The organism is Mucilaginibacter sabulilitoris (assembly GCF_034262375.1).
In the GTDB taxonomy this organism is placed as follows: Bacteria; Bacteroidota; Bacteroidia; order Sphingobacteriales; family Sphingobacteriaceae; genus Mucilaginibacter; species Mucilaginibacter sabulilitoris.
This window is the reverse complement of record NZ_CP139558.1, coordinates 3,700,372-3,718,915: the sequence shown is the minus strand read 5'-3', so window position 1 is coordinate 3,718,915 and position 18,544 is coordinate 3,700,372. Positions and strand designations below refer to the sequence as shown.

At 40.4% G+C, this 18,544-nt stretch carries 11 protein-coding genes; 4 read left to right on the top strand and 7 right to left on the bottom strand.

Going from position 1 to position 18,544, the window contains the following annotated elements:
* Positions 1-20 precede the first annotated feature (20 nt).
* Together SNE25_RS16220 and SNE25_RS16215 are read right to left on the bottom strand one after the other, a co-directional pair.
* On the bottom strand, positions 21-1,565 hold the full coding sequence (locus SNE25_RS16220; protein WP_321566155.1) for a RagB/SusD family nutrient uptake outer membrane protein: 1,545 nt from the start codon (positions 1,563-1,565) through the stop codon (positions 21-23).
* Between the two features lie 26 nt (positions 1,566-1,591).
* Positions 1,592-4,687, bottom strand: coding sequence for a SusC/RagA family TonB-linked outer membrane protein (locus tag SNE25_RS16215; RefSeq protein WP_321566154.1), 3,096 nt, complete (start codon positions 4,685-4,687; stop codon positions 1,592-1,594).
* 553 nt (positions 4,688-5,240) lie between these two features.
* Here SNE25_RS16215 and SNE25_RS16210 point away from each other — a divergent pair.
* From SNE25_RS16210 to SNE25_RS16200, 3 genes are read left to right on the top strand one after another with little or no spacing between them, the layout of a single operon-like run.
* Positions 5,241-6,056 carry a phytanoyl-CoA dioxygenase family protein gene (locus SNE25_RS16210; protein ID WP_321566153.1) on the top strand — a complete coding sequence of 272 codons (816 nt, stop codon included), beginning with the start codon at positions 5,241-5,243 and terminating at the stop codon, positions 6,054-6,056.
* A gap of 52 nt (positions 6,057-6,108) precedes the next feature.
* Positions 6,109-8,631: an alpha-L-rhamnosidase-related protein gene (locus SNE25_RS16205; protein ID WP_321566152.1), complete on the top strand. Its 2,523-nt coding sequence runs from the start codon at positions 6,109-6,111 to the stop codon at positions 8,629-8,631.
* A complete protein-coding gene (locus SNE25_RS16200; RefSeq protein ID WP_321566151.1) occupies positions 8,621-9,439 on the top strand; it encodes a hypothetical protein in 819 nt (272 codons plus the stop codon). Before SNE25_RS16205 ends, SNE25_RS16200 begins: the two co-directional genes overlap by 11 nt.
* Here SNE25_RS16200 and SNE25_RS16195 read toward each other — a convergent pair.
* Positions 9,431-10,321, bottom strand: coding sequence for a helix-turn-helix domain-containing protein (locus SNE25_RS16195; protein ID WP_321566150.1), 891 nt, complete (start codon positions 10,319-10,321; stop codon positions 9,431-9,433). The two genes, SNE25_RS16200 and SNE25_RS16195, sit on opposite strands and share 9 nt — an antisense overlap.
* Positions 10,322-10,657: 336 nt before the next feature.
* Between SNE25_RS16195 and SNE25_RS16190 the strand changes: the two genes are divergently transcribed.
* Positions 10,658-11,218, top strand: a complete 561-nt coding sequence (locus SNE25_RS16190) for a sigma-70 family RNA polymerase sigma factor (RefSeq protein ID WP_321566149.1) — start codon at positions 10,658-10,660, stop codon at positions 11,216-11,218.
* Between the two features lie 464 nt (positions 11,219-11,682).
* Here the strand turns inward: SNE25_RS16190 and SNE25_RS16185 are convergent, their stop codons facing one another.
* The 4 genes from SNE25_RS16185 to SNE25_RS16170 form a co-directional block, all read right to left on the bottom strand.
* Positions 11,683-12,471 (bottom strand): hypothetical protein, encoded by a 789-nt coding sequence (locus SNE25_RS16185; RefSeq protein WP_321566148.1) that lies wholly within the window; start codon positions 12,469-12,471, stop codon positions 11,683-11,685.
* A gap of 82 nt (positions 12,472-12,553) precedes the next feature.
* Entirely contained in the window at positions 12,554-14,020 is a 1,467-nt protein-coding gene (locus tag SNE25_RS16180) for a hypothetical protein (RefSeq protein ID WP_321566147.1), read from the bottom strand.
* A gap of 110 nt (positions 14,021-14,130) precedes the next feature.
* Positions 14,131-17,430: a TonB-dependent receptor gene (locus tag SNE25_RS16175; RefSeq protein WP_321566146.1), complete on the bottom strand. Its 3,300-nt coding sequence runs from the start codon at positions 17,428-17,430 to the stop codon at positions 14,131-14,133.
* Positions 17,431-17,530: 100 nt separating this feature from the next.
* Positions 17,531-18,523, bottom strand: a complete 993-nt coding sequence (locus tag SNE25_RS16170) for a FecR family protein (RefSeq protein WP_321566145.1) — start codon at positions 18,521-18,523, stop codon at positions 17,531-17,533.
* Positions 18,524-18,544: the final 21 nt, after the last annotated feature.

The window sequence follows — 18,544 nt, the reverse complement described above, 5'->3', positions numbered from 1 at the left end:
TTTCGTAGCTTTCAGATAACTTAATAACCTGGGTTTTGGGTCAGTTTATTATTTATTTGTAGCTCGCGGAAAGGGATAGCATAAATTAGTCTGTTTTGAGTAACGTTAAAGGTAGATGGCAATAAAAATCCGTACAATTTTTTCATCGTTACGCCTTTAGCGTTAAGGACATCAATTGCCATGTTATTACGGATAAGGTCTGTCCATCTGTGGTTCTCAAATGCCAGTTCATGACGCATCTCGTCGGAAACGTTTTGCTTGGTGGCCTGTGCCAGATCTGGCAACCCCGCTCTTTTTCTAACTCGGTTAAGATATTGCAATGCGTCGCCATTTTTGCCTTCATCTACCAAGCATTCGGCTAAAAGCAACAATGCGCCCGAGTAGCGAAATACCGGCCAGTTGTCGTCAGTATTATATTCAACCTGGTATGGTGGGTGCAGATACTTTTTAATAAAGTAGTAATAACCTAAACCGGGAGTGGGTTTATAGCCTACCGGACTTTTAACCGCCGTAGTGGTTAATACCTCATTAGCAACCGTTCCTTCGGCTACTGCAATAGAGGCCGGCAACCGCAAGTCCCCCTGCTCATAGGAGTCAACCATTTCCTGGGTCGGAACGTTCCAGCCGCCGCTGGTTAAGCCCCCACGTGCATTGGTACCACGTAAACCCAGTATTACCTCAGAGTTGGTTGTTTTAGGAATAAACCTCCAAATAAAGTCACTTTGTTGTCCATCGTTACCTATTTTATATTGTACTTCAAATATCGATTCCTGATTATTTTTCTTCGTCGGGTCAAATACACTGGCATAATCCGGCAAAAGTGCGTAATTCATTTTGGTAATATCCAGCAAAGCGGCTTCTGCTTTCCCATACTCCTTTGTCGGTTTTGACATATAGGCGTAAGCGAGTAGCATTTTGGCCGCGCCCTGTGTTGCTCTACCCGATTGCGGGAAGGTTTTTACAACAGGCAAAAGTGGTATAGCAGCAGTAAGGTCTTTCACTATCTGGTTATAAACATCATCCACCGAATTTCTGGGTAAAAAAGCGCCGTCTATATTGGTAACTTCTTCCAGTTGCAATGGTACACCACCATAATGCTGAACCAGATCATAATAGTAAAACGCTCTTAAAAATAGAGCTTCGCCGGATATTTGGTCTTTATCTGCTTGTGCAAGGGTTGATTTGGCCAGGCGCGACAGCACTATGTTTACAGATGAAATGCCCGAATAATCATTACCGTACCGGTTACCGGGTGTATTTGGTTCCTGGCTGGATATGTTGTTGTCAATAAATTCGGCCATTGCCTCGGCACTGGTTGAGGTGCCCCTATCTGCAGAGTAAATGGTAAAAAAAGTATTGTCAGATCGCATTTCATCCATATAAATGCCCATAAAGGCAACACCCCGAAGGTTAGTGTAAGCTCCGGTCAGTGCCTGGTTAAACTCAGCTGCGTTTTTAAAAAACGACGACGAACTCAGTGAAGTTTGCGGAACAAGATTGAGTGTATCCTTTTTACAGGAAACCATGCCCAACGTCATTAATATTATATATGATAACTTTTTCATTTTTGTTTTGCTTAATAGATATTACATTAAAAACCCGCATTTATACCCACTGATAATACCCGGGGAATAGGATAACCGGTAAAATCGCGGCCCTGGTTTAGCCCGTTTAAGCCTGCAAGTCCGGCCTCGGGGTTAAGCCCTGGATATTTAGAGAAAATGAATGCATTTTGCGCGCTCAGATAAGCTCTGAAACTTCTGAAATATTTGGTCTTTTTAACTGGCAAGGTATAGCCCAGCGTAATATTTTTAACAGCAAGATATGTTGCCTTAAATACCTGCCGGCTGGTAAAGTTTCTGAAATCGGCAGTGGTTCCGCTTCTTGTTCTTGGATATATGCCGTCACCGGGATCTTCTTCGGACCGCCAGCGATTGGCCACACCTTTTCTTACATTGAATACGCCATCAAGATTTTCTGTCGACTGAAACGCATCATCGGCAATATCGTTCCCGACTGAACCGGCCATTACTACACTTAGATCAAAGTTTTTGTAGGAGAAGCTGTTGGTAATACCATAAACAAAGGTTGGGTTCGGGTTACCGATGTAGGTTCTGTCATAACTGTCAATTTTACCATCAGGAACACCATCTGGTCCGCTAACGTCTTTAAAACGGGCTGTACCAACCATGGCTGTAGCATTATGAGGCTGTGTATCAAACTCCTGCTGGGTCATGTAAACACCGGTGTTGATATAGCCGTAAAACAAGCCTATTGGATGGCCAACAGCTGTCCTGTTATCATCCCAGTATTCATTGTAACCGCCAATAGGTGCATCATTGGTGCCCAGTTTTTTAACAAGGTTCCTGTCAAATGAAATATTGAAATTAGTATTCCATTTAAACGCCCCTACAAGGTTTTTTGATCCAATGGTAAATTCATGCCCCCAGAAATCAAACCTGCCCACATTGGATGTGATGGTTGTAAACCCTGATTGAACGGGGATGTCTATCCCATATAACAGACCATCGGTTTTTTTCCAGTAATAATCATAGGTAAATGACAACCTACTGTTAAACATTTCAAGATCTAAACCTAAGTCATAGCTGGTGGTGGTTTCCCAGGTTAAATCGTTATTGCCTATGCCGCTAAGCGTTTTTCCCGGCGTAACCTGATTACTGAAAACATAATTGCTTGTATTAACCGAAGCCAGGTAGGTGTAGTTGCCAATATTATTGTTACCAACCTTACCGTAACTGGCCCTTAGTTTTAAAAAGTTTATAGGCTTTACATTCTTAAAAAATGCTTCGTCAGAGGCAACCCATCCTAATGATACCGAAGGGAAATTACCGTATTTGTTATTAGCCCCAAATTTTGAAGAGCCGTCTCGCCTGAAAGCAAAGGAAACAAGATATTTACTGTCGTAATTGTAATTAAAACGACCGATATACGACAATAACGACCATTGTCCGAAGTTATTGGGATCAATATTCCCTATCCGGGTTGTTGCCGCGTTAATCCACTGAATGTTATCATCAGGGAATTGACTTGCATCAATGTAACTGTTCTCGCTCGAGTATCGCTGATAGGTGTAACCTGCCAACACATCAAAATTATGTTTGCCTGCTAAAGTTTTTTGATAGTTCAGCGTATTTTCACTTAGCCAGGTAGTAAAGCTGCTGCTGCCATAACGCCCCGTAGCCGGTTGCGGCGGTGCGCTGCCTAATCCTCCTTGTGCCGTAGATGGTGTAAATTGCCGGTTAGTAGTATTGTCGGTATTTACATTTATGGTTGTCTTAAACTTTAAACCATCAACAATTTTCAATTCGGCAAATCCGTTGGCAATTACTCTTGTTGCTTTGGTTTTGTTAACTATTTGTGTTAACACCAGGTAATAGTTGGGGTTTGGGAACATACCGGGTTGCGAAAACGACAACGGATAGGAACCATCGGGGTTTTTATAGTTTAGTGTAGGATCCATTAAAAAGGCATTTTCTATGATATTACGTCCGTTATCCAAACCAGGCACCACCTGGTTATTACCATAGGATACCTCCAAGTTAACTCCGAGTGTTAATCTGTCAGATGCTGTGTAAATATTATTAGTCCTGGCAGTAAAGCGTTCATCATACGAATTGAGCATTACGCCTTCCTGCTTGTTGTAGTTCAAGTTGACAACCGATTTCAGATCTGTTGTGCCCGAGGCAAAAGCCAGGTTATAATTTTGAGTAACTGCATTACGTAATAAAATATCAAACCAGTTTGTACCAGGTTTACCGGCGTACTGAGCAGGGTTTTGATAAACCGTAGGTACTCCTCCAGTGTAGCCTTCGTATCTGGCGGCATCCTCATAATACTCCTTTTTATACTGTGCAAATTCCTGGGGGTTCATAAGGTCGGGCTTGCCCCTGTCCGGGACAGACTGTACACCTGTATAAGCGCTAAAGTCCAGGCTTTTCTGACCAGTTTTAGCTTGCTTCGTAGTTACCAAAATAACGCCGTTGGCTGCACGTGAACCATACAACGAAGAAGCCGATGCATCCTTTAATACCGAAATAGTTTCAATTTCATCAGGACTTAGGGTTTGAAGGCCGCTTTCGGATGGAAACCCATCAATAACAACCAGTGGGTTATTGCCCGCGTTAATGGATGCCGCACCACGGATGCGGAACGTCATTTCTGCACCCGGGGTTCCTGAATTTTGATTGATCTGTACACCGGCGAGCTTACCTTGTAATTTTTGGCCAATATTAGGTACCGGCATATCTTTAACCTCGGTAGCTTTTAGCTGACTTATGGCGCCGGTTACTTCACGCTTATTTTGCGTACCATAGCTCACAACCACTACTTCTTTTAAATTTTGTGATATAGAGGCTAACCGCACATTAATCATATCGGAGTTTTGCACCGTAACCTGTTGCTCTTTATAACCTATATACCTGAATATTAACACGCTGCCAACCGGTGCACTAATTTTAAACCTACCATTGAGATCTGTTTGGGTGCCTGTTGTTGTACCTTTTAAGGAAACAGAAACACCTACGACCGGCTCGGAACTTACCGAATCTTTTACAGTGCCGGTAACTGCAACCTGGCCCTGCGACCGTAAAGGAAGGTACATGAGTAGCGCCAACATGAGTAGCGCGCTGTACTTCCACGGTTTAAAAAGTAAAAGTTTTTTTTTCATGAGATTTAATTAATTGGTTATTGTTTGGTTAAATTTTGGCATAGCAAAGCCAGGCCATGTATTGATGGCATTTTTTTTTATTGGCTTTCAGAATTTTGGATTTTTTGGGTTGCTCAGTTCATAGCAAACCGGATCACTCAATATTAGATTTCCGGATTATTAAAAGATTCAGAACAATCTTCTTTACCTGTTAAGGAGGACTACCTGAGAACCAAAAATGACTTACTGTTGCAGTAATGCTTTGTTTCATAATCAGTTTTATTAGTAATTTATTCTTATCGCGGCTGGTTAGATGGTTCGGCCGGATGAATTGGTATATAATTGTTACATCAAAATTATTCGATAGTTTAAATTTTTAAATACATTATTTGGACATTAATTTGTACTTTTTGATAATTATGCAATAAGTAGTTTTTTATAAGATCGTTATAAGATCACTATCAGTTACCTAAAAACAGATATATCAAAAAGTACAAAAAAAAGCCCTTCATGTAATAACTGCTGAAATAGCTTTCATTATAATTTTGATTTCATAAACCAATTTTAGAACTAAATGAAAAATGAGCTATCGCCGCAGGACATTGCGCAATACCGCCATAATGGCTTTTTAGTAGTAGAAGATTTCCTTTCACCAGATGAGCTTGATTTTTGGCGAACAGCCCTTGATGAGGCAGTTGCAAACCGAAACGGCAACAAAATGCCCGATCGCAAAGAGGTTTATGGCAAAGGAGATGATGCCGACAAATCCTATTATGACAACGTTTTTGACCAGTTAATTAACCTATGGCAGGATAATGATAAAATTAAACAGATTATGGTCGACGAACGGTTGGGCAAAATGGCAGCCCAATTATCGGGCGCTGACGGTATAAGGATATGGCATGATCAGGCACTCATTAAAAAACCATGGGCCAACCCTACATCATGGCACCTGGATACCCCCTACTGGTCATTTAGCGACCGCCGGGCATTATCTATCTGGGTGGCACTTGATGACGCAACGTATGAAAACGGCTGCCTCTTCTTCATACCCGGCTCCTATCTGCAAACAACTTTTGAAAACCCTGGTATCGGCAAAAACATGGGTGCCATTTTCACAACCTATCCCGAATTTAAAACCAGTAAAGCTGTGGCTGCACCAGTGAAGGCTGGCAGTTGTTCGTTTCACAACGGGCTTACCATACATGGAGCCCATGCAAATATGACACCAGGTTACAGACGAGCCATGACCTGCGCCTATATGCCTGATGGAAGTACTTTTAATGGTATTCAAAATATTTTAAATGATGACGCATTTTCTAGTTTAAAAATAGGTGATGTATTAAACAACAATGACCAAAACCCCTTAATTTACCACAAGAACCAATAAACCCTTAACTTTATCTTTTACGATTCCTTATCTCCCATTAAATAACCAACCTATGTTTATCAAAAGAGTATATATTAAGCTGATATTTTTTTTAGCGATACTGGAGCCATTAATCGGATCTGCAAAATCAACTCACAAAATAATAACCGACGAGCCTAAAACAATTACGATAAGTACACCAAAGCTTAACATGGTGCTTAATTATAATAACAAAGCGAGCGTCACATCGCTGGTAATTAACGGCAAAAAGGTGATTAGCAGTGCAGATGGTATCTATACTTCAATAAAAGCAGGTGGTATAACTTATTCTTCATTGCATTTAAAAAGTAATCCAGTGCTAATAAAAACCGCTGATAGTTACAAGATTGACGGTATCAGTTACGGCGATAAGGATTTAACTATTAATGAGAGCTGGACTTTTATAAAAAAAGACAAATCCATAAAATGGCTTATTGAAAGAAAGCTCTCAAAACAGGTTAAGGTAGATGAAGCGGCCATGCCCGTTTTTAATTTTGACGACATCAATACCTGGAACGGGGCGTATCAGGGTTACGGTGGCTTGGCCTGGTTTTATTTATTTAATGAGCCACTATGCACTTACGGTGTTCACACCCGGTCATCCAGCTTTTGGAACAGCAAAAATGGTATAGGTTTAAACATAACGGTTGACGCACCGGGCAAAGAGGTAGCGATGAAATATACCCGTACAAATGAAAATAAACTGGCTTATACAGTTACTGTTTCTAACCAGGAAATGCTACCACGCACAGACAGTGGCACCAACAGGCGCCGTTTTATACGGAAAGCCACTGATGTATGGTCTGCTTTTAATATACCAGCCGGTAAAAGTTCGCAAAGTTTAACATTCAGCTATTTTGATTATAATGACAAATATGGCCGCGGTAAACTGGCGGGGATAAATGGAGATCAGGTAAATGCTGTGTTAAGTACAATTGCCCGAATTGGCGTAATTGATTCGCTGCATTTTGGCGGCAACAGCTGGCATACCCCTTACGGACCTGTGTGCTTGCACGAACAGTATATTGCTCAGCTTGGCTTAGGCATCAATGACCCTAATTATTTGAAAGGTTATAAGAGCTGTCTTGATTTTTATCGTGACCATGCGATAAAACCCGACGGGCGGGTGTACCCGCGATGGGCTTATACCAATGAGGATGCCATGCCTGGGCAATTTAATAAATATGGTTTTTACGAAGCACAATGGGGAATACTCATGGATTCGAACCCCGATTTCGTAACCAACGTTGCCGAGCTGTATGATATGACTGGGGATAAAGCGTGGGTAAAAACCCATCAACTATCATGCGAGAAAGCTTTAGACTGGATACTTAAACGAGACAGCAATAATAACGGCCTTGTCGAAATGATGACAGATAACCAGGCGCAAAAACAAAGCAGCGATTGGATAGACATTATCTGGGCATCGTATGAAAATGCCTTTGTCAACGCCAATCTTTATCACGCGCTCGTAAAATGGGCTGATATTGAAAACCAGCTAAATAATCACACTAAAGCACAGTACTATGAAAACTTTGCCGCCAAATTAAAAACAAGCTTTAACAAATCAACCAGCCAGGGTGGTTTCTGGGACGACGAAAACAAATGTTATATTCACTGGCGAGACAAAGACCAAACCATTCACGGCCGCAACATGGTTACTCCGGTTAATTTTATGGCTATAGCCTATGATATTTGCGATGATGATAGCCGGAAAAAATTGATCCTTGATAATATTGAGAATCAAATGCAAAAGGAAAATCTTTTCTTTTGGCCGCTTGCTATGACATCGTATGCTCCCGGCGAAGGTAAGGACTGGCAATGGCCTTTCCCCGGATATGAAAATGGCGATTTGTTTTTGTCATGGGGAGCCGTTGGGGTTAAAGCCTATGCAAGTTATAACCCGGCATTGGCAGTTAAGTATGTGAAAAACGTGCTGGATCGGTATAGTAAAGATGGCCTTGCATTTCAACGATATGGCCGTCTGAAACAGGATGGCCTGGGCGATGATATTTTGTCTGGCAACAGCCTTTCTATAGTAGGGTTATATCAAGCTATCTACGGCGTAAATCCATTGTATAATCGCTTTTATCTCGACCCGCATATTACACCGGAACTTGAAGGTACTGCACTGAAATATAATTTCAGAGATCAGCGCTTAACTGTTAACCTTGATAATGATAGCTATGCGGTATCGAATCAACAGTTTAAGGTTATTTGTAATAAAAGCTTTGGCTTTAACGCCACCAAAAATCAACTGAGCTATTTTAACGGCAGCAATCCCGTAGCTTCTTTACAAATCACAACAGACAAGCCGTTAACTATCAGCGTAAGCCAATGGAGCAATGTTAAAATGGAATGGCAGCAAACAGCAACCAAACCGTCGGCAAAAGCGCTCACTTATCTTATTAAGCAATTGAAACCGAATGCAAATTATATAGTTTCTATTAATGGAAAAGCGGTTCAAAAGGTAAAGAGTGATGATAAAGGCGATATTTCAATAACCCATCGCATTAGCGGAGCTTCAGAAAAGATGAGCATCGGCTATGGAAATTAAGATACTTAGTCCGCTATGGGGACATGAGCACCTGGAGTTAAAGACATTTCTGGATAAGATAAGAACAGCGAGATATGATGGAATAGATACCTGGATACCGGATAACCTGGATGATAAGCGCGTTCTGTTTGATTATTTGCAACAGCACGAAATGTATATGGTAAGCCATCAACATAGCGCTGAAGGGAGTACTTTTAAAAAGCTTAAACAATCATTTATTAAAAACCTCTATCAATGCGCAGAGCCAGGTCCGCTGCTGATCAACTCTCATACCGGCCGGGATTATTTTTCATTACGGCAAAACCTGGAGCTTGTGGATGCAGCACAGGAGTTTTCAGAAAAAACAGGGATCACTATCGCGCACGAAACGCACCGTGGGCGGTTGGGATATTCTCCGCAAATGATCAATACAATATTTGAACTGCGTAATGATTTTAATATAACAGCAGATTTTTCGCACTGGGTATGCGTTACAGAAAGTATGCTGGAAAACTTTGCAACCATTGTTGATGAAGCTATTAAACGAAGCCGTCATGTTCATGCGCGTGTTGGTTTTGAACAAGGGCCGCAGGTTGCAGATCCCCGGGCACCGGAATGGAAGTATGCCTTGGATAAGTTTCTTGGCTGGTGGGATAAAATTGTAGCTATCAACAAACAAGTTAATACTAAGGTATTACCTGTTACAACAGAATTTGGCCCTGTGCCATACATGCCTGCCATTCCTTTTACCGGTAAGCCAGTAGTAGATCAGTTCACGATCAATAACTTTATGAAAGATTTATTGAATGACAGGTATAGTTTAAAATGATTGATCGATGTTTTTTCGAAAGGCATTTGGAGAAACGCCATTTTTCTTTTTAAACAATTTTGAAAAATAAAAAACAGATTCAAACCCGGTTTGATAGGCTATTTCGTTGATATTTAAAACTGTAGATGTAAGCAGATCTTTAGCCCTTGAAAGCCGTAAATTTAAATGGTATTGATTGGGCGATTCACCGGTAATTTGTTTAAAAGCCTTACGAAAAGAAGAATACCCCATAGGCAGCTCCATGGCCAGTTTTTCCATATCCAGGGCATCTTCAAATGATTCCTGGATAATAAATTTTGCCTTTGATATTAATTTCCCGACCGGGTCATTACTATATTCCTGATGATGATGGGCTACATTATTGATGAGTCCTAAAATTTGCATGGTAATACCGGCAATATACTGAGGATAACCGGTTAAAGAAGCCTGAACAGCTTCAATTAAGTTACGGAACATGATCAGTATATCTTTATTTAAGTCTAAAAAAACAAAGGGGGTTTGCTTGTCAAAAAAACCATTGGCCATTAATTGCTCTATATAAAAACCGTTAAACCCAACCCAATATTCTTCCCAACCCGATTTAGGGTCGGGTTTATACCGGTGCCATACCTCTGGATACAGAAAAAAACATGTACCAGCAGTTACATCAGTTGGTTCGGTTAACGCCGAACCATAGACGCCCTTACCTTTTGAAATAAAAACAATATAATAATCATTTAATATACGCCCCCTGTTCCAGGTTAAATGATGACTTTGCGGGTGTATTTGGTTAGGATAATTATCATTAGGTTCAACTTTTGAATAACCCACAGCCGTAACAAACATACCCCAACGCTCCTCAATAGGCGTAATGTTTAAATATTTAAAGTAATTATGTAACATTCGTATTTTGTCAGAAGTTTACCTCAGCCATGAGTGCATCCTCCATTTTTCAACAATTAATTATCCGGATTAAAATAACTAATAAAAAGTAAATAAAGTAATATTGATTCTGAGCTTGTACAGCTTATTGGTATCGAAGTTATCTAACTTATTTTTTTGGAAGTTTCACATACCCATCTGTAAAGTTAAACATAGCATTGTCGGGGTGATTAAAGAGACCTATTTAACAGACCAGCTTTCTTTAAAACCGACATTTTGTTTATAGTTAAAATCGTTTCTAAAATTTAATAGTGAGTTAATATAAGCTCTCTATCTTGAGTGCTGTAAACCTCTACCATGAAAACAACAGGCACTATAGATAAAGAGCAAATTTTCAAGACTATTTACCTGGCAACTTTTGACAAACTAAATAAGACTTTAAATTCTATAAAGAATGACGAGCTTGTTCATGATGCCATCCAGGAAGCTTATTTAAAACTATGGGTAAAAATGGATGAGCAGGAAGAACAAGAGGATTATATGCCCTTCCTATATTTTTATGCCAGGAATTATGCCATAAAACAAATTTCAAGAAATATTAAACGCGAGTTGCTGGAAGGAGATATTTTTCGCGAAGCTAATGGCATAAATCTGGAACATGAACTGGAATTTAAAGAATACCACTTACAGCTTAGCCAGGCAGTTAATCGCCTGCCAACAAAAAGAAGAGAAGTTTACCGGTTATTTAAAGAAGAAGGATTAAGTTACAAATCAATAGGGAAAAAACTTCATATTTCTTACAAAACAGTAGATAATCATTTAACTAAGGCTACCCGCGCAATAAAGTATGAGATCCGCTCCATTTACGGTATTACCAAACTGATAGTGATTTTATTATTGTTCTTGCTGGGACGATAATTACGATAATGATCATAAACAAAATAGGCCCGCTCATTTGAACGGGCCTATTTGTTTAATTTATAGCCAATTAGTTACTAAAAAATCGTATTAAGTATAAAATTATTCCCGGGCGATAAAGCACAAAAACATACAGATATAACAATTAATTTTCACACTTTTTTGTACCTTCGCAACCATTCGGCAAAAGTTAAAAACTGATGTTTGGATCATAGTATAAAGGCTTATCCGCTGTCTGGATGAGCCTTTCTTTTTTATCAGCCAATCACAATTTGAACCGTAAGTTATTTTAATATTAAGCCTTCTTATAAGTCAAGGCACTGTTTGCCTTATTAATAAACATCCCGGATTTAATTAAACCGGGATGCTCTGAAAAGTGTTACTTCACTCGGCAAAAGCTTAAAAGTAACCTAATCTGAAACAGGGCTCATCTGTCTTATAAGCCCTTTATCTTTATTTAATATTTATTTTGCTATCCGTTCAAATATTGTAAAAGGTTCCTGCACACCCTGATTGTAGGGGCCAATACCCATGGAAACAACGGCGTTGGGAACAAAATATTGAAAATTGTTTAACAAAATATAGCTATTGGTACCATTTTCAATACTCATTACTTTTTTATTTTTATTATTAGAATCGTATCCCTCTATTGCATACAAAATAAATGATGCGTCAACATCAGGAAGAAGTTTGGCCGGGTTCGGGAGTGTTATAAATTCGCTGAAACGATCTTTACGCACCCCTTTTATCTTTTTAGTTGCCAATGGAACATAGATTGATCCATAATCATACAGACTTAATTCCAAATCCATTACATCGGGCAAGGCGGGGTCTAATGTAACTATCCGCACCAGCATACTATCGCGGGTTGGTTTTACGGTAAGGTCGTCAAATAAAGCCGCGGTACCTGTATAATAAAATTTGGGGAGACTAAGGGTTTTTGCAGCTGCTATGGTAACCGTAGTAGTGGAAAGTGCCTTTTTCGTTGTCCTGTTAATCAGTACAAGTTTATGTTTTCCTGCTTCCAGAATAATAGCGCTGTTCGTGTTCGGTTTATCCACCCTGAGTGTGTCTTTAACCTTCCCATCAACCTGAACTAATAACGGGGCAGCATTACCCGAAAAAACAGATGAAATTCTCAGTTGTCCGAAACTTACTCCAAGTATATCCTTGCCTTTTTGGCAGGAAGTACCGGTAGCAGCGATAAAAGTTAATAAAGTAAGTAATTTAAAAAGTAAATCTAATTTTTTCATATTTTTTAATAAACCCGGGACGAGGTTTCGTCCCGGGTGTTCTTTTAATGATGGTCAATATGTTGTTAAACAAGAATCATGTTTAGTAAGGATTGGTTTGAGGAGCGTATGATACCCAAACCGGTACATCCCAACGAGTACCTGCTGCATTTACGAAAGCGCCGATATAAGCATTGTCGTCCATTGAGCTGGCAGCAGGGAAAACACCACCCGGGTGAGTTACACTTGGTGATGGATTAAGTGACGGGCCGTTTGCAGGAGATGCCGGCGGCGGAGTTAAGCGGAACCGGAAATCAGGAGTGGCATTAGCTGTACAAACAGTGGTAAGATTAAACGGATTAGCCAGTTTTAAGAAATTATTGGCCGGGGTGCCAACATTTGATGTGTTTACATTAAATGCAACGGTACCGGATTTAACCGTAGTAAACGCCTGGATATAATTGTTTGATGATACTCCTGAAGTAGCAGCAGTAGTATTTGCACCAAGGCCCCAACCACCAATTACCGAATTAACCATGGTAAACTCTGTAGTTTGACGGAATACTACACCAGCACCACCAGCGGGTCCGCTTGTAGCTGAATGGCCAAGCAAGGTAAAGTTTGACAATACAGGATGAGTTTTTCTTGTATTAACCACAGGAAAATCGGTATCGTTATTACATTCAATACCATTTGGATTTGCTGAGTATGGCCCGATAGTAGGCAGTCTTACGCCTACAGCATACTGAATTGAACCCTGATAGCCATTATCAAAGTCAAAATCATCATCATTAGCACCATAGCTGATCAGGAATTTAGCATTCACAGATCCGCCAAAAAATTCAAAACTGTCATCAGCACCCCATGAAGCCTGAATATGCTCAAGGGTTGTAGCCGAACCAACAGCACCTAAAGTTAAAGCATTAAGTTCGTTATCAGCAGAAAGTATTTTACCGGCAAACTCAATACGTATATTTTTAAGGCTGCTGGCATTTGCTGCATCTGCCTCACTGCTGCCGCCGTACTCAATAGTTGACGGATATGGCAAACCACGAGAAGTAACATAGCTTGGCAGGATACCTTCAATAACGGTTGTAGTAGCTACGTTGGTGATACCATTACCCAAAAGTACAACGCCACCCCAATCACCTGCATTGCGAGAGCAAGGAGCCTGATCAGATGTGAAAACGATAGGAAGAGCTGTTGTACCATTTGCAATCAGCTTACCACCCTTAGCAACCAAAAGAAAAGATGGGTTACCCGAAGTGCTGTTTTTTTTACCTTTGATAAAAGTACCTGGCTGAATGGTCAGTGTACCGCCGGCAACAACATAAGTAGGGCCGTCAATTATCCATTCAGTACTGGCATTTAAAGTTACAGCGCCGCTAATTACACTGGGAACGGTAGCTACTGTTGTAGGTACGGTACGGCTGTCAAGATAAGCGCTGCTTGATTTATCAAAATCTCCGGTTGTTGATGCAGAATCATCTGAATTTTCAGCTTTCTTACATCCTGCTACTGTTACCCCGATTAGCAGGGCAAAAGCTAAACTTTTAATAATTTTTTTCATAGTAATAAATTTTGTAGTGTTTTTGATTTTCAATGAGCTGTCTTCATTGTTGTTTCTCATTTACATTTACATGGTTTTTGATTTAAGTTTAACATTATATTGATTTGACATTAAAAGCGATAAATAAAATTGACACTGTACGTAGTGCCGAATTTGTAGCGGCGTACTACCATATCGTAATCTTTGTTATAGGAAGTTCCTTTGGGGTCTTTTTGCCCGGGCTGCAAAGCTTCGCCTTCACCGGGATACCGCTCTACGGATGTTGATCGCGCGGGAAATCCTAAGGGGTTGCCTTCATCAAATTGGTTTTTATAAAAAAGCTGTTCCTGGTTCAGTAAATCGTTTACATTAAGCTTTAACTCGGCGCGTTTTTGTTTCAGGAACTTATAGCTTACCTGAAGATCAAGCAGGTTACGCGGGTTTTCATATTCATCTTCACCCCTGTCTGGAGAGGCAAAAACGATGCGTTTACCAAATCGGTTATAGGACAGATTAACACCAAATGATTTACCTGTGTATAGCAGCCCGCCATTAATAATGTAAGGCGATTGACCTGCAAGCGGCCTGTCGCGCTTGGGGTATACCGGCTTTCCTAATGAGTCTACCGCATCATTAGGATAAAAGCTGATGTTGGCGTTGAGCCAGGTGAAATTGCCCGAAATATAAAGATTAGACAAGAAATCAGAAGCGGAGTTGATGAAGTTAAGGGATTTCCTCAAATCAACCTCCAATCCTCTGTCAAGTGCGCTTTGCAGATTTCGATAATAATAACTCACACCTCCACCTCCTGACGAAGGTATATACATGAGTTCGATAGGGTTATGAAAATTCTTGTAGAAACCTGACACACTGATCACTTCTCCGGGAGACGGATAATACTCCAGGCGCAAATCGGCATTTTCAGTTTTGGTAGTGTGTAATGGGGCTCCCGATACTGTTGCAAACAGATCATAATCCCAATAGGAGAAGCTGGATAATTCACGAAGGTCCGGACGGGCTACTGATTTGTACCAGGCCGCGCGAAAATTTAATTTATCAGTAATAGAGTAAATGGCATTAACCGATGGCAACCAATCCGTTTGTTTATTTGTGATAAGTTGTCTTTCAGGGTGCTGTGTCTGCGGATTGAATACAAAATCGTGGACATTCTGATCGTTTTTTTCGGCCCGTAAACCGCCAATAATCCGGAGTTTTTTCAGTGGCTTAAGATCAAGCATACCATAGAAGGCATTCAGGCGCTGAAAACCATCATATCCGTCAGATGATCGTGCAGTGGGCACTTCTAAACCACTGGTATTTATAGAATGCAGGTAAAGTTTAGTTGCAAAATTCTTTTGATTTAAGATTTTATCATATGCTAAGCCATCAAAACTGCCTGCATCACTAAACGCGTACATGCGATAAAGGTCAGCGTCAAAATCAGCCGTCCTGTATTTGCCCTGGTAACCTGCTTTAAAAGTTTGGCCGAGATTAAGCAGACGAAATGGCGCCTGTATGTTTGCGGCCCAGTTATAAATTTTTTCATTTAATTCTGAGTAAAACAGGTTTCCGTTTCTTAGTCTTAGATCGCCCAGATCAATAATTAAATAGTCTGCCGGTAGATTATTTCCATCACCATTGGCACGGCCATTGTTCCTGGAAACTAAGCGACTGTACGGCTGATCACGGTCTACCCTTCCCGCTGAGGCAAACCAATCTACCTTAATACCATTTTTACTCAGGGTATGTTCTCCGCCTAACTGCGACTGAAAAAGCTGGCTGATGATAGTTACATTACTATAACTGTCCTGTCGTAAATTGCTATTATCTATATCTATCCCGGTATACTTCCATAAATTATCACTAAACCTGTGGTTATAGGTATTTTGCCATGTGATTTTATTTTTACCGAACTGATAACCTACGTTAAAACTGCCTCCAATTGTGGTAACAAAGCTATTTGCTGTGCCCGTGTAGTCAAAAAAGGGACTGTGCAAACTTCTGTTTTCAATATTTTGCTCATTGCGGTAGGTCAACGCCGCAACCAGTCCTAAACGGCTATTATTTTTAAATGAAAATACCTGTCCCATCTGAAACTGGTAATTTTGTATAGGATCGGCTGTATATCTTTTCAGCTTCCAATTATCAGGAATGGAACCTAAAAATTGATGCATTTGCTGCCGAATTGGATCTTTGGCTGGTGTATTATGGTTAACCTTTGATTCCAGCTCGTTGTACTCCCCAAAGGTCATGCCTTCGGGTTTTTTATGTATATCAGACGCAAAACCTATCCAGGCATCTTTTCCACGGTCAAGTCCATACATATTATTACCTGTGCTTTGCGTATTAAATCCGGTACCTATAGTAACCTGATAAAAGCTAGTATCGGGTATATCTTTTGTTTCAATCTGAACCAATCCGCCGGTAAATTCACCGGTAAGATCAGGGGTAGCAGTCTTGTTCACCACGATGCGGTCAAGAATGGCGCTGGGCACCATATCAAAAGCAAAATTCCTACGGTTTGGCTCACTGCTTGGTAAAAGGGCCCCATTAAGCAGCACGTTATTATAACGGTCACTCAATCCGCGGATAACCACATATTTATTGTCCGATACCTGTAAACCGCTTATCCGTTTAAGTACCTGCGCGGTATTGTTATCAGGTGTACGGCTAATTTGCTCTGAAGTAATACCATCAGATACCGCAGCATTATTTTTTTGCCTGGCGTATAAACCCTCAACAGAGGCTTTTTTATAGCTTGATGTTATCACAACGGTATTCAATGCTTTTGAATCCATGGTTAATAATATATTCAGAGGAGTATTTTGCCCTGGCCTTACCACCACACCTGTAATCTGCTTGGTTTGATACCCTATATAGCTAACTTCAATGGTATAGGTTCCCGGTTCAACGCTCAACTGGTAAGTACCATCGGTGCCACTTTGCAATGACCGGTTTAGTTGAACTATTCTGATATTAGCGCTGGGCAGGGTTTCGCCTTTTTCATCAAGCACCCGGCCCGTTATTTTTCCGGGTTGTTCCTGCATTTTTCTGCGGTTAAACTGTTCCGGTGTTTCAATGCGTACAGATATTTCGTTGTTCAGCACATCGTATTGCAGCGGTAATATTTCGCGCATTTTACGTAGTACTTCATGGATGGGCGTTTTTGTAAATATGAGCCGATTAACAGGCAGTTTTTTAGCAGCTTCCCTATCATAAAAAAAATTATAATCAGATTGCGATTTTATAATCGTTAATACATTATTAAGATTGGAATTATAAATATTCAGCTCAATCAGATTTTCTTTAGCTTTTTTTGTTGCTGCGGATTGCCCGCTCACGGGGTTGATAAACAATGCTATCGCTAAAGAAATAGCGAGCAGGCACGGTTTACCAATAAAAAATATATTTAGTTTCGTAGTTTTACACATAAAATTGTAGTAGGTCGTACTATTCAGTTTTTTACCGGGGAGTGCCAGTTGCGATGGCACTCCCCATTTTTATACTTAAATTAATTACCTTCTTTTTGTATTATTTTATAATTACATATTTGTCCTCTCCTTTCTTGTTATAATGTAATCCGTGAATGAATAAAATGCGGTTCAACGCGGTTTCTGGGTTGTCACGGAAATAAGCGCCGCTGATTCTTTTATTTGTTAAAATATTGGTATCGACGGCAGAAATTTTCACATTGAATACACGTTCCAGCCGCTTAAGAACATCGTTCAGAGGTAAATTCTCAAAAACCAGTTTACCGCTGGTATAGAGCTCCTGTTTATCAGTTACGTCAACCAAGCTGATCTTCATGGTTTTGTTATGATGAGAATATTTCAGCATCTGGCCCGGAAACAATATCGCGGTGCCGGTAGCAGAATTTATACGCACATGCCCGGTAACAAGCATTACCCTTACATCCTGTTCGTCTGTATAAGCCTCTACATTAAATGTGGTTCCCAAAACCGTGGTAGTTATTCCTCCGGCTTTTACCCTGAATGGCCTCGCTTTATCATGTGCTACATTAAAGTAGGCTTCTCCGGTGATGCTCACCTGCCTTGCCGTGTCACCGAAACCCTGAGGGTCATAAGCAAGTTTGGTTCCCGGGTTCAACCAAATCTTTGTTCCATCCTTCAATTCAACTTCTTTGAGGTTGCGGGTATCATTATTAATGCTGGTCAGGGTGCGGCTTATATTCTTTGATTGCTGCTTAATTTTGAGATATAAAAATCCACTAATGGATGAAACCAACATGATACTTGCCGCAATTTTTAATAATGGCTTAAAACCAATCATCTGTCGCACCTTTCCGGGATTTTCTATTTCTTTAATGCGGCCTGTAAGTTCCTTATAGAAATCATTCTTATAACTATCATCAGCAACCCCCTCCCTATTTTTATTTTCCTTCTGCTCCCTGATGTATTCATCAAAAACCTGCAGATCATCCCCTTCAAGATACTCTTGCACCTGTTTTTTTTCCCACCGGCCGCTCAGTCCTTCAAAATACCTTTTTAAAATTTCCTTGTTCATTTTCCTTTTTGTATATCTTCA

Bases quoted from the DNA above. Each gene is read 5' to 3' on its own strand.
- SNE25_RS16220 (WP_321566155.1), bottom strand. From the start codon at position 1,565: ATGAAAAAGTTATCATATATAATATTAATGACGTTGGGCATGGTTTCC.
- SNE25_RS16215 (WP_321566154.1), bottom strand. From the start codon at position 4,687: ATGAAAAAAAAACTTTTACTTTTTAAACCGTGGAAGTACAGCGCGCTA.
- SNE25_RS16210 (WP_321566153.1), top strand. From the start codon at position 5,241: ATGAAAAATGAGCTATCGCCGCAGGACATTGCGCAATACCGCCATAAT.
- SNE25_RS16205 (WP_321566152.1), top strand. From the start codon at position 6,109: ATGTTTATCAAAAGAGTATATATTAAGCTGATATTTTTTTTAGCGATA.
- SNE25_RS16200 (WP_321566151.1), top strand. From the start codon at position 8,621: ATGGAAATTAAGATACTTAGTCCGCTATGGGGACATGAGCACCTGGAG.
- SNE25_RS16195 (WP_321566150.1), bottom strand. From the start codon at position 10,321: ATGTTACATAATTACTTTAAATATTTAAACATTACGCCTATTGAGGAG.
- SNE25_RS16190 (WP_321566149.1), top strand. From the start codon at position 10,658: ATGAAAACAACAGGCACTATAGATAAAGAGCAAATTTTCAAGACTATT.
- SNE25_RS16185 (WP_321566148.1), bottom strand. From the start codon at position 12,471: ATGAAAAAATTAGATTTACTTTTTAAATTACTTACTTTATTAACTTTT.
- SNE25_RS16180 (WP_321566147.1), bottom strand. From the start codon at position 14,020: ATGAAAAAAATTATTAAAAGTTTAGCTTTTGCCCTGCTAATCGGGGTA.
- SNE25_RS16175 (WP_321566146.1), bottom strand. From the start codon at position 17,430: ATGTGTAAAACTACGAAACTAAATATATTTTTTATTGGTAAACCGTGC.
- SNE25_RS16170 (WP_321566145.1), bottom strand. From the start codon at position 18,523: ATGAACAAGGAAATTTTAAAAAGGTATTTTGAAGGACTGAGCGGCCGG.